Below are 249 nucleotides of genomic sequence, written 5' to 3'. Positions count from 1 at the left end.
AGAACGCCGCGCCGCTTCCCAGGGGGAGCGCAACGAAAATAGACAGCGCTACCGCGCCTGGAACCCTATTGCGCGACGTCGGCATCACCCCCACGGCGCATGGGTACGCAACAAGCGGAGTCTGCGCACGAAGGAAGCGAAAGACAAGCCGCGGGCAGGCGCCCGGGTCGAGGACCTGGGCGCCTGCGAAAAGACCTATCGCCTCAGCACCGCGCTCAGCACGTCGCGGATGCCGATCGCGCCGACGAA

At 67.1% G+C, this 249-nt stretch carries 1 protein-coding gene; it reads left to right on the top strand.

Annotated features, from left to right (window positions below; all coding sequences use genetic code 11):
* A partial coding sequence (locus KVT37_RS32490; protein WP_217579057.1) for a hypothetical protein occupies positions 1-249 on the top strand: 249 nt, incomplete at both ends.

It is taken from the genome of Mesorhizobium sp. GbtcB19 (assembly GCF_019091085.1).
In the GTDB taxonomy this organism is placed as follows: domain Bacteria; phylum Pseudomonadota; class Alphaproteobacteria; order Rhizobiales; family Rhizobiaceae; genus Mesorhizobium.
This window is presented reverse-complemented; position numbering and strand designations above follow the sequence as displayed.